General features: G+C 47.4%; 6 protein-coding genes. 4 read left to right on the top strand and 2 right to left on the bottom strand.

Annotation, left to right across the window (positions count from 1 at the left end; genetic code table 11):
* Nucleotides 1-67: 67 nt before the first annotated feature.
* From MKY63_RS15505 to MKY63_RS15490, 4 genes are all read left to right on the top strand, one after another.
* Nucleotides 68-1,369, top strand: a complete 1,302-nt coding sequence (locus MKY63_RS15505; RefSeq protein WP_036679816.1) for an aminotransferase class I/II-fold pyridoxal phosphate-dependent enzyme — start codon at nt 68-70, stop codon at nt 1,367-1,369.
* Nucleotides 1,370-1,519: 150 nt separating this feature from the next.
* A complete protein-coding gene (locus MKY63_RS15500) occupies nt 1,520-1,639 on the top strand; it encodes a YjcZ family sporulation protein (protein WP_212592220.1) in 120 nt (39 codons plus the stop codon).
* A gap of 391 nt (nt 1,640-2,030) precedes the next feature.
* Nucleotides 2,031-2,348 (top strand): transposase, encoded by a 318-nt coding sequence (locus tag MKY63_RS15495; RefSeq protein ID WP_036683594.1) that lies wholly within the window; start codon nt 2,031-2,033, stop codon nt 2,346-2,348.
* Complete coding sequence (locus MKY63_RS15490; protein WP_339279736.1) at nt 2,297-3,223, top strand: IS3 family transposase; 927 nt, start codon at nt 2,297-2,299, stop codon at nt 3,221-3,223. The genes MKY63_RS15495 and MKY63_RS15490 overlap by 52 nt, the downstream gene beginning before the upstream one ends.
* A gap of 265 nt (nt 3,224-3,488) precedes the next feature.
* Here the strand turns inward: MKY63_RS15490 and MKY63_RS15485 are convergent, their stop codons facing one another.
* Together MKY63_RS15485 and MKY63_RS15480 are read right to left on the bottom strand one after the other, a co-directional pair.
* The gene (locus tag MKY63_RS15485) at nt 3,489-11,339 is read right to left on the bottom strand and encodes a glycoside hydrolase family 3 N-terminal domain-containing protein (RefSeq protein WP_256717842.1); all 7,851 of its coding nucleotides are present in this window, start codon (nt 11,337-11,339) and stop codon (nt 3,489-3,491) included.
* Between the two features lie 262 nt (nt 11,340-11,601).
* Nucleotides 11,602-12,822: an ABC transporter permease gene (locus MKY63_RS15480; RefSeq protein WP_076099366.1), complete on the bottom strand. Its 1,221-nt coding sequence runs from the start codon at nt 12,820-12,822 to the stop codon at nt 11,602-11,604.
* Between the last annotated feature and the right edge of the window lies 1 nt (nt 12,823).

Here is a 12,823-nt window from a genome sequence, read left to right as displayed (position 1 = left end):
CGGTGATATAATGTTAGGCAATGTTAACAGTATGTTATCCCCAAAGAACCCTGGAAGGATGAAACTGATGAATCCACTAGCTGGACAATTAAACGAAAGTATCAAAGCAGGAAATGAACATGTGTATGATATGCTCTCTACGCTTGGCAAAGAGATTTACTTCCCAAAAGAGGGCATCCTGAGCCAATCCGCTGAAGCAGGAGCTCACGCCAAGAAATACAACGCAACCATCGGTATTGCTACTGAAGGTGGCGTACCTATGCACCTCGGCGTCATTCAGGATAAACTCTCCGCTTACAGTCCTAAGGATCTTTATAGTTACGCCCCTCCGGCAGGTAAACCAGAGCTGCGTACTGTATGGCGTGAAAAGATGCTGCGCGAAAATCCATCGCTAGAAGGTAAAACCATCAGCAATCCCGTTGTAACCAATGCCCTGACTCACGGGCTTAGCATTGTCGCTGACCTCTTCGCAGAGCCAGGTGACGCGATTATCTACCCGGACAAGAACTGGGAGAACTACGAATTAACCTTCGGAATCCGCCGCCATGGGGAGACCGTTAACTATCCGCTGTTCACAGAAGAAATGACTTTCAACAGTGCAGGTCTGGAAGACGCTCTGCTCGCTCAAAAAGAACGCGGCAAAGCGATTGTGCTGCTGAACTTCCCTAACAATCCTACCGGATATACTCCAGGAATTAAGGAAGGCGATGAGATCGTCGCAGCTATCCTTCGTGCGGCTGAGGAAGGCATCAACGTTGTTGTTGTAAGTGATGATGCATACTTCGGGTTATTCTTTGAGGATTCACTAAAAGAATCGCTGTTCGGCAAACTGGCTCATCTGCATCCTCGTGTGCTTCCAATCAAGATTGACGGTGCGACCAAAGAAGAATTTGTCTGGGGCTTCCGTGTGGGTTTCATCACTTATGCCTCGGAGGACAAAGACCTGCTGGCAGCATTGGAGCAAAAAACACTAGGTATCATCCGTGCCACCATTTCCAGCGGTGCGCATCCTTCGCAGACCTTCGTACTAGACGCCTTGAAATCTCCGGAATTCGAAGCACAGAAGGAAGAGAAGTTCCAGATCATGAAAGGCCGTGCGAATAAAGTAAAAGCACTGCTGGATAGCGGTAAATACGGCGAGGATGTATGGACGTATTATCCTTTTAACTCCGGTTACTTTATGTGTCTGAAGCTGCACACAGTTGCGGCTGAAGATCTCCGGCTTCACCTGATTCATAATTACGGACTAGGCACTATTGCTTTGGGTGAAACTGACCTACGTATTGCTTTCTCATGTATCGAAGAGGAACAGCTCGAAGATCTTTTCGATCTTGTATACGCAGGTGTTCGCGATTTAGAAAAAGCCTAACTGAACTTTATATAGCTTACAATCAGCTCCGTTTTCATGGACCTGATTTTTTTTGTACACGACTCCGACATTGGCCTATACACGCCCCTCTCTCCGCACATACAATACGATGTACTCAAGTACAACACACACACCGAAAGGGGAATGAACATGAGCGAAGAAGTTAGAGGCGGATATGGATGTTGTGGAGGTGGCCCATTCACTAGCACTGGCGCCATCCTGGTTCTCTTTATCTTGCTGGTTATCATCAGCCGTTCACTTTTTGTCTAACCATTAATGACAGTCTCGGGAGAGAGCTTTAAGCTCTTTCCTATTTTCAATCCCTTTTTTTTACAATAGACGTGGGTGTCCAGTAGGTCATGATAATGGCTGCTGTGACGTCCGCGTCTTTTTTTATTCCACCTTGGTCTAAGCACCAACCGCACCAACCTTCGTTACCGCAGATCACATTTGCCCGCACAAAGCAGCTATCGGACACCCCTGACCCTAAAGGCAGTATAATCCCATATTTTACTTACTTACGGACCCCAAAGCCGTTATTAGCATGCCAAACCCCAAATATGAACCTCTTCATAGGGAATAACGCCACTGGTGAAGCTAGAATAAAAAGTGGACAGTAGTTAACAGACTGGCGATAATGAGTCCACGGAGGTGTGTTCACATGGGAGAACATCGACAACGGTATAACGAAGAATTTAAAAAACAGACAGTGCAGTTCATTCAAGAGCAAACAAAGACAGTGGGCGACTTGGCGGAAGAGCTCAACATCCCAAAAAGTACCCTGCATCAATGGATGAGTCAGTATCGAGAACTAAAGAATGAACCGGCAGCTAGCGTGGATCGAGTACGGGAACTCGAGGCACAGTTGAAAGAAATGAGCCGACAACTTCAAGAAAAAGATAACAAGATTGCTGATGTGGAAGAGGAATTAGCGATCGTAAAAAAAGCAGTGCACATCTTCAGCAAACCAAGGAACTGAGATTCCAGTTTATTGAAAAACATCGCTCCGAGTTTCTCTTGGAGAAGATGTGCATGACCCTACATGTGTCACGGAGCGGGTACTACAAGTGGCGGACAGAAAAAACCAGTACGCATATGCTTCGTAAGGCTGCGATAATGAAGCGAATTCAGTATCATTTTGCAGACCATCAAAAGCGGTATGGGAGTCCGAAGATCACCCGCCTGTTGCATCAAGAAGGTTATACCGTTACCGAACGCACGGTGAGTGTGTACATGCGACATATGAAGCTTCGCTCCATTGTCTCCAAAACGTATCGCGTACAGACCACCGACTCCAATCATGACCATCCGATTGCCCCGAATACGCTGAACCAGCAATTTAAAATACTCAAACCCAATTCAGTATGGGTTACCGACATTACGTACATTCCTTGCCGGGGAGGGCGCTTGTACCTGGCTAGTGTGATGGACCTTTGCACGCGTGAAATCGTGGGGTGGCGCTTGGAGGACCATATGGAAACTAGCTTAATTTCGGGCGCCTTACAAGATGCTTACGAAGCTAAACAACCGGAAAAGGGTCTATTACATCACTCCGATAGAGGTTCTCAATATACTTCTCATGAATATACGAAGCAGTTGAAAGCGTATGGCATGGAGTCCAGCATGAGCCGCAGAGGTAACTGTTATGATAACGCCTGTATCGAGTCGTGGCACAGCATTTTGAAAAAGGAGCTCATTTATTGTAATCCACGATTCAAAACTAAGGAGCAAGCCTACCAGACACTTTTTCAATATATTGAGTTTTATTATAACCGCAAGCGAATGCATGGCGCGCTGGGGTATCTTTCTCCAGTTCGTTTTGCTGAGCAATTGACTAGAATGTCTATTGCGTGACTGTCCACTTTCTTGACAGAGGTCCAGGTGTCCGAATTTCCCCGATAAAGGTTATATATTTGCAAATAACGTCTGCGGGGTCCGTAAGCCTCCGGGGATAATTATGATCGGCGGCGAAGTTGCAGGCTTAATGTAGATCTAGCTAATGCGAACTTCTAAACTTAGATACTCACCCAATAACCACACCTAAAAAAGGCTGTCGCAAACGTAGAAAATCTACGGATGCGACAGCCCAAGAGCTAAAAGTATCTTTACAACTGATGTATTACAGATTGTACAGGTTGTAGATCAAAACCGCTGCCTCTGCACGGGTGGTAACACCTTGTGGATGAATCCGCAAGCCGTCTCCCTTGATCAGGCCAGCACGTATTAGTGCTGCCACACTGTCACGTGCAAATGCTGATACTTGCTGGCTATCCGTGAAACTGGACATTGAAGCTCCGTTGCCGGCTGGAAGCTGTCTGCCGGCTGCTGCAATCGCTTTTGCAGCCAGCGTCATCATTTCCTGCCGCGTAACAGAAGCGTTAGGATCAAAGCTTCCATCTGGACGACCAGTGGTGATCCCCAACTGCTTCGCCATAGCCAACGCTTCATATCTGTAATCGCCAGGCTGCACATCTGTGAAGCTTTCTGCACTATCTCCTTCCAAGCCAAACGCTTTTATAAGCAGGAGCACAAAATCTCCCCGCTTCACTTCCGCTTGAGGCACAAATTGATCCTCTGTCATTCCGTTGATGATGCCTTTAGAGCCAAGCACCTCAATCGCATTGCGGGCCCACTCAAATTTGCCGATATCCCGGAATGTCTTCTCCGTAAAGGTGATACTGTACGTACCAGAGAGAATTCCTGTAAAGGAAACCATCCCCGTAGCAGCGTTATATCTGCCACTTGGAACAACCGTTAGAATCCCCAACGAATTCAGACTATGAATCGTTATATGTCCTTCTTTACCACGTTCTTCTGATTGTGGAGTATACGGCAGGGACACCTTAACCCGCATGTCAGAACTGTTCCATACGGCTTCCTTGCCATTGATAGTTACGCTCAGTTTAAATTCTGGGCGAGAATCTGAATCCACCTTGGTTATCGTAATTACCCATGGGGTTCCTGCCTCTTTTGCCGCTTGTTTCAGCAGACTACCTGGCAGCTCCAGCACACCAAATTCAGTATGAACGACCAATGAAGTCTTATCATCTGCAAAGATTATACCGTTTGGCAATTGCAGCTCATAACCCTTAGCTTTAGCTACTGCCGGTATATCAACAGTAACCGCTGAAGTTGCTCCACTTAAGCCTGCTGTAGCAGCCTTTTTCAAGCTTTCCAGGTCTATACTTGCTCTTGCCGCACCGGTATTACTGTTCAGCACTGGTGCTGCTGTAAGGATGGTGCTGCCTGTTACACTGCCTGCATTTCCGCTTGAATCCCCCCCTGTTGTTCCGCTGTTGCCACCACCTGAGGTACCCCCGCTTCCGGAAGTTGGTGCTGTCGTTGGCTGAGTAGTCGGTTCAGAGGTTGGACTTGGGGTTGGTTCAGGCGTTGCTGTTGGTGTAGGTGTTGGTGTTGGTTCAGGTTTATCCGCAGAAACGATATATTCAAAACTGGAAATATCACTTGGCTTCCAGCCCTCTTTTACAGCAATCGCCTTAATCGTCTTGCTCTTGCCTACATAAATCACTCCACTATACAGTTCGCTGGCTGCTGTAGGTACAGTGCCATCCAACGTGTAGTGAATAGACGCTCCAGCTGTAGCTGTAGTTAACTTCACAGCAACCTGCCCTGTATAAGTTCCCCCGGCAGGATCAGCCTGCGGTGCTGACACCGTCTTCATATCAACCGCTCCGCTGATCACATACGTGAATGGAGCTACAAAACTGTTCTCCATGCCCTCTTTTACCGCTATCGTACGAAGAACTGTGACTCCTGCTGCGTCAATAGTTCCGGTATAAAGTGGACTGTCTGCTGTAGGCAACGACCCATCGGTTGTGTAATGAATCTCTGCTCCTGATGTCGCTGTAGTAAGGCTGATCGTTTGTAATCCGCTGTAAGCTCCCGGTTTCAAAGAAGAAACAGGTAAGGAAGTCTTTGAATGAATCGGCTGCTCTCCTTCTTCCGTCCGTTCAAGCGTGAACCAATCTAGATTGGCACCGTCATTATTGAAGTTCATCCGTACTACCTGTTTTCCTTGCGCAAGTTGTACGACACCACTCGCCAGCGTGTAATTCGACCAGCCACCTGTAGTAGGCATAGGCACTGTCGAGAGTTTTGTACCATTTACAGATAGCGTAGTGCTTACTCCGCCTTGTGCTGTAGCATACCGATATACGATTTTATAAAATCCGGCTTCAATAATATCAAGCATATAATCCATGGAACCACCTGCAACGGTAAACCCGACATTTCTAAAATCCAGCACACCGCCAGTCAAGGTACTCTGAATTCCATTGGGTGTAGCATCGTAATAATTCTCGGCTTCCACTTTCAAAGAACCAGTGCCATCCATGATTACTTCAGTATAAGGTTCTATTTTAATACCACTAAGCTCGTATCCTGCTGATCCAGCTTGCAGGCGCAGCTTCTGTTCACCAGCCTTCAATTGAAGAACGGTGCGTATGCCAACGGTTTGCGAGTAAAGATTCGGCACATCAACGGTTCTTAATGTCTTCCCATCCTCCGTTTTATAAATAATGCCCTTAGGAGCACCATTCGCGGAAGTCACGGTAAGCGTAAAAGCATAGTTTCCATCCTGCGGCACATTTACCCAGTAATCAATGCTGTCTCCAGCATCAATGCCGGTCAGCTTCGCTCCACTGCCTTGGCCGCTGACTGTGATACCTTGAAGCTGGTAGAATTGATCCAATCCGTTCAAGCTTGTGACTTCTATAGGTGCTGTAGCACTAGTTGTTCCTAAGAGCTTAACCTCCGCACGCAGCACGCCGCCACCACTTGAATCGGCATAAGCATTTGCAGGCACATTCACGGTAAGCTGCAAATCACTATAATACGGGGTATGATCATTCCATGCCAGCGTCAGCTTCACATGGGTTGGGTCAAGTAAGGCAGCTGCCCCAATACTTACATGCCCCTGATCCTTACCTGGGCCAGAGACAGAAATGCTCTGAATGGCATCAGGATTAAACGTTCCTCCTATAAGGCTAACTACCAATTCATTCCCGTTCACTTGATAAGGAAGCGTGTTCGGAGAAAGACTGATGCTCTCTTCGTCGTTGATTGCTGTAACTATAAGTGGCAATTTCAGAACATGGACGCTGCCAAAAGACTGATTTGATTCTGTCTGATACACATCAGCGGTAACCGTAAGCGTACGATCAGTGTCGAAATCAATAGCTCGCGTCCCCGCTAATACGACCTTCGCTGTATAATCATCCACCCGGTATACGCTATCCACAACCGTTCCCTCGTAACCTTCAATAGACCAATAAGCGGTATCCAGTTCAGGTGCATATTTGTCATTTACTAGCTTGACGATAACTTCTGCACCCTCCTCATTTCCTTCTACCAAAGCAGTCTCCGATTGAAGCGCGGGTCCGATCGTAAGCGACTGCAGATGAAATCCTGCTCCATTTACTTTCATGGTCAGCGTCTGCTCCCCGGCAGGCAAGGTTACCGTTCCATTAGCTATTTGCCAATTGGACCATCCCCCCGTCTTCGTCAAAGCATAAGTCGCTGTCGTTACTGTTGCTCCATCCTCTCCCGTCAGCAGTTCCAGTTCTGCATCATCCTGATTAGTAGCATAGGAGATCAAGAGTGGGTAGGTACCGCTGGCAGGTACATTAATCTTGTACTTCATCCAATCGCCGGGGTCAGTATAACCCACTGCACCACCCGTCACTAACACCCCTGAAGCTGTAGTGTAGTCTTGCGCTTGAAGCACACCAGGAAGCTCATGTGATCCGGAAGGCGCTTGGCGTAAAGTTAATGAACGGATATTATAACCGTTCCCGTTCGTCTTCAAGGTGAGCTTGTGAATGCCCTTGTTCAGAAAGATCAAGGATTGATAATCTGCAAAATCTGTCATACTCTCCGTCTGCTGCACAATTGGAAGCGTAGCGATAACCTTACCATCTTCACTAATTTCCACCGATTTTCCGGCGCCATCGCTGAATTGAGCGGCATGCTTAAATTGAAGTGAATATTTACCGCTTTCTTTAACATCAATCACATAGTCGAAGGTGGACGAGGCGTCTGGCGCGAACCCGCCAATATAACCCTGCTCATTTACAGTGTAAACCCCTTGCGCTTCTTCAAAATCAACAGCATTCACTACACCCGGCACCGTCTGTATACCATTCAGACGTTCCCAGCTATAAGTGCCCACTGATTTCGCCGGCAGCACAGCACTAATTTGCGCACCGTCCACTAGCAATTTGAACGGCTGTGGATCCGACGTCTGGTTGATCACTACCGTCACAATCTCTTTTCCATCCGGACTAGCAAAAGCTACGTTCGTTACAGTGCTGCTTGAGCCGTAGTCACTATCAATCCGCACGTACCCCGGTTTAACGAATTTCGTATATTGGCCCATCAGATAATATTCTGGCAGCAGCCAGTAATGGTTACGGTCTCCCGAATCCTGCACAATCGGGGTTGGGTCTGGCGTTCCGGTCCACTGATGAGAGGCAATATCACTGTCCAGCATCGCTACCCAGGAGTTATAGCTGCGGGCCCAATTACGGAAATATTGAGCAATGCGGTCTGCGCCTGAGGTACCCCAGACTGCGCGTTCGGTCAAATATACATTTTTGTCAGGATAGAGATTATGGAGCTGGGTCATCAGACCAAGGTCACCGCCATAATCATGAAAAGCAGTTCCGTCCACCGCATCGTAGGCACCTAATTCAGGATTGCCTAGGATTTGTGCTGGATAGGCCATCGTGTCACCAGGATTATGATCAAATGTCCACAGCTTCACGTCTTTAAAACCATGTTCATCTAATTCCTTCCGCAGCAGTTTAGCCAGCTGTGCTTCTTGCTCCCACGGCATTTTGGTGCTTGGATATTCAATTTCCAGCAAAGGTTCATTCTGCAAGGTCAGACCTTCAAAGGTAATTCCCAGCTTCTCGTACTCCTGTACGAATTTAAGATAATATTTGGCCAGTACAGGCAGATATTCATCCTTCACTTGGCCTTTGATCATACTGTCTGTAGTCTTCATCCAACCCGGCGGGCTCCAAGGTGAGGCAAAAAACTTAATATCCGGGTTGATGTTTTGAATTTTTTTAACCGTGCTGATGATATGGTAGTCAATGTCCTTTTGGATGGAGAAATGCTCCAAATTAATGTCGGTTTGTCCTGGAGGCATATCATCGTAGGTATAAAATTGTTTATCTGTAAAGTCAGCCGTCCCAATCGTCAACCGGAGCATACTCATTCCGATCCCTGATACAGGATTAATCATTTTCCGCAGCAATTCCTCCTGCTTCGCCGCAGACATCTTCGCCAGATTATTAACCGTCGATTCCTCCATGGAGGTACCGATCCCTAGAATAGATTGATATTTCCGGTCAGGATCAATATGGATCTCTGTACCTGCCTTCACGTCAGGAACCACAATATCCAGCTTCGCCTGCTCTTCCAGCTTCAAATCACCCTCTTGATAACGGTCAGCATAATACCATTTCCGATCGGAAGGATCTCGCTCACTCGATACCCAGGAGCTAACTACATCTGACTTAATAACATGTTTAGTGCTTTCCCCGCCATCTCCGGGATTTGATGGATCTACAGGCACATCACCTGTTCGAGTGAAGCTCACCCAGTTCAGGTTGATATCCCCACCGGTAAATTCCAGACGGATCTTTTGCAATCCTGCCTTCTTAAACACAACATTTTCTACAGCTTTCGTCTGCCAATTCTGCCAGCCACCTGTTGAGGTCACGCTTAATGTTCCTAGCTTGGTTCCCTCTGCTGATTTGATGTTGATGCCTGTAGTGCCACTATTAACGGAATAGCGGAAATCGGCTTGATACGTACCTGCTTGCGCCACATTCACGTTATATTCGAGCCACTGTCCAGCCGAGGTATAGCCGACATCGAGACCGCCACCTATATCCTGCGTGTTTTCAGTTTGCAGTCCTGCGCTTTTGTTCAAAAAGTCCTCTGCTTCAATTTTGCCGGGAACCGGCAGGGAAGGAATCTCTGGAGCTTCCGGATCGACAGGAGCGGTTGGAAGCTTTGGTGTTTTCTCATTTTTGGTCAAGCCATATCCCGTTTTGAACAACACATTGGTACTGTTATTGTCTGCCGGATAATTATTCAAAGTGAATGGCCAACGAATTGGATTTTTGCCTACAAAATCCTTAGTACCAAATAACACATCAGCTACTCCAGCACCCTCTGTACCTGGTAGCCAAGCTGCCACAAGCCCATCCCAATCTTCCACTTGGCTGGCTATCGTCATTGGACGTCCAGACACCAATACGACGATAAGCGGAATATTAGGATCAGCAGCACGTATATTCGCAAGTGTCGCCAGATCCTGCTCATCCAGATTCAAGCTGGTCCGGTCGCCATCGGTCTCGGCGTAAGGTGTCTCACCGATAACAGCGATCGCCGCATCATAACCCGCAGCTCCCCGCCCGTTCAGGTTATATTTGACCGTTGTAGAAGCAGGAACAGCCTCCTTTATCCCTTCGAGGATCGTCGTGCCTTCAGTTATATTGCCCGACTTCCCTTGCCAAGTGATCGACCAACCACCGGCTTGGTTACCGATATTATTAGCGTTTTTACCTGCTACGAATATTTTATCCATCCCGCTTAATTGCGATAGAATTGGACTTCCATTTACCTCATCGTTCTTCAAAAGAACAAGCGACTCCGCCACAGCTTGGCGGGCTAATTTGCGGCTTTCTGCTGAGCCAAATGCACTCAACAGATCCGGTTCGCTTTTGGGATGCTCGAACAATCCTGAAGCGATTTTGACATGCAGGATACGTTCTGCCGCATCATCTATGCGCTCAGTAGTAATTTTACCTTCGCCTACAAGTTCTGTGATGTACTTAATCGTATCCTTCCAAACGGTCGGCATCATGAACATATCGACTCCGGCGTTTACGGACACATACAGCTGGTTCTTCAATCCGCTAACTGCTTTGCCCTCGCTATCCACTGTGATTTGCTGCACAGCGTTATAATCCGAAATCACGAAACCGGTAAAGCCAAGCCCGCCATTTTTCTTGTCACCCTTCAAAACATCGGTCAGTAAATGTTTATGGGCATGCATTTTAAGACCTTGGATGCTGTGATAGGAGGCCATAACCGTCTGCACCCCTGCGTCTACAGCTGCTTTATAAATTTTCAAATCCTTATCCATGATCTCTTGCTCGGTATATTTAGTGATGTTGCCTTGATTTACACCATTATCTGTATAACCTTCACCTAGATAATGTTTTGCTGTTGCCGTGATTGTATCTGTCCCTGCCAATGCAGCAGCAGTCCGTCCTTGCAGTCCAAACACATAAGCCGCACCTAGTTCTGCTGAAATATCCTGATTATCACTAAAACCTTCATAGGTTCTACCCCATCTTGCATTATGAGGGGAGGCTATCGTTGGGGCAAATGTCCAGTTCGCTCCTGTTGCGGCTACTTCCCTAGCAGCAGCTGCACCAATAAGCTCAGTCAATGCGGGATCATTAGCAGCCCCTAGGCCAATATTATGCGGAAAAAGCGTTGCGCCTTTGACATTGTTATGTCCATGCACCGCATCCACCCCATAGAGCAGCGGAATGCCTAATCTGGTAGACAATGCACCATCCTGATAGCTATCTATCAAGTCTCTCCAGTTAACGCGGGTACTGTCACTTTCTTTTCCGTTAGGGAATGAGCCTCCCCCGCTGAGTACAGAGCCAAGAGCATATTTCTGTACCTCCTCAGGAGTGACGGCAGCTCTTTCTGCTTGAACCATCTGCCCAATCTTCTCTTCCAGCGTCATTCGGGATAATAGATCCGCAGTGCGCTCCTCCACACTTTTTGTGGGATCATAGTACACTGGAACTCCTGCGGCATCCGCTGCGGCCCGTGGTATACCCGCCTCAAGCACATTCAAGAATAAGGATGATAGTAAAAGCGCCACCATGAATATTGATAATCTTCTTTTCACGCCTGAATCCTCCCCCAATACTGTTTTGTTGGTACGGATGACTACGCCTATGAATGGAAGCGTATACATGATGTAAGATACAGGCTTATTATGCTGGAGCTATCTGGTAAAAGACATACAGCATTTTTTAAATACTCTGTTCCGTTTTTGCAAATTTAAGGACTTGCCCGGCTCAAATTATGCTTCCAGCAAAAAAAGGCTCTCTCATTCGTAGAATTTCTCTACTGTGAGACAGCCTTTTTATTGTGACTATGAAATTGCTTTACAAATCGTCGTCATCCAATCGTGCCGCTTTGCGGGACAAGTATCCTTTAAACAGGAAGACTACCACAATACCTGCCGCTAAGGTAAAGATCACTGGCATCAGACGGTCACCTATGGAAGCTAAGAAAGGTAATCCAAGAATCAATGCCACAACCAGATGCGCACGGAATACAAATTGTGTCGTGTTGTCCGCCTTACTGCCTTCAGGAAAAGGATACACTGTCAGCCAAAAAGACTCGCTATGCAATTTGCGGAGTGCCGACAATTGAACACCAATGATGAACAGGAAGAACAAATAAATTCCGGTGCCAAAGTAACTATCACGGTTCCACCAATTCAGCAGCAGAGCCAGCACCGATATCCGCATAATGATTCCAAAGATATCGCCCCGGGCAAAGCTTTTGGTCAGCAGATACCGATAAGCAGTATCCTTACACCAAGGCAGTTTAGCGCCCCATTTGGAAAGATAACGGCGGGAATACACCCGTTGCTCACGGCCGGGTACATCCACGAACCAGCCCAGAACCATCAGCGCACGTGCACCTTGATTGTTTTCCATGGCGATCAGTCTTTCCCATGGCACAGCGTGACGCCCAGGCACAGACAGTGCAGCAAGATAGGCTGCTGCCAATAACACCATAAATATCAGGCTTGGGCCGGCAGGCTGCCACAGCCAAGCGGCAATAATCAAACCTCCAACTGCCCAGCGCAAGAAAGCAAACACACCCGCCATCGGACGTGACAGCATAGCTATCTCTTTCCATAATCCATAGCTCGCGATCAGCTTCACAGCAATCAGGATCAATACTGTAAATAAAAGTCGCTTGGGAGAATCATCTGTACGTATGTACAACGGCCAAAGGGTAATCAGTACAAATAACAAACGAATGATCTTCCACACGTTTCCACTGACCCAGGAGGGTGCAAAATATTCCTTCATGCGGTGACCCTGAGGCAGCAGAAAGATCGTATCCGGGGTCTGCAAATAGGTTCGGAAGCCGCTATGCACTGTCGCAGGCAACAGTAATGCTAACATAATCCAGCGAATGGGAATGCCTTCAGGTACATTTTGTAACAGCGATGTATACCAAGCAGAGAAGACGATCAACACGAACAGGAAGACCATGGCTACGCCGCTTTGAATGATATATCCCACATAAGGAAGCATACTTCCCATGAATCGACCGCGCCGCGTGCGCCGCAGCTCTTTCAAATCCATA

The sequence above is a fragment of the Paenibacillus sp. FSL R7-0189 genome, from assembly GCF_037969925.1.
Lineage (GTDB): Bacteria > Bacillota > Bacilli > Paenibacillales > Paenibacillaceae > Paenibacillus_AQ > Paenibacillus_AQ odorifer.
Note: the sequence above shows the minus strand (reverse complement) of the source record. Positions and strands in the feature narration are given on the sequence as shown.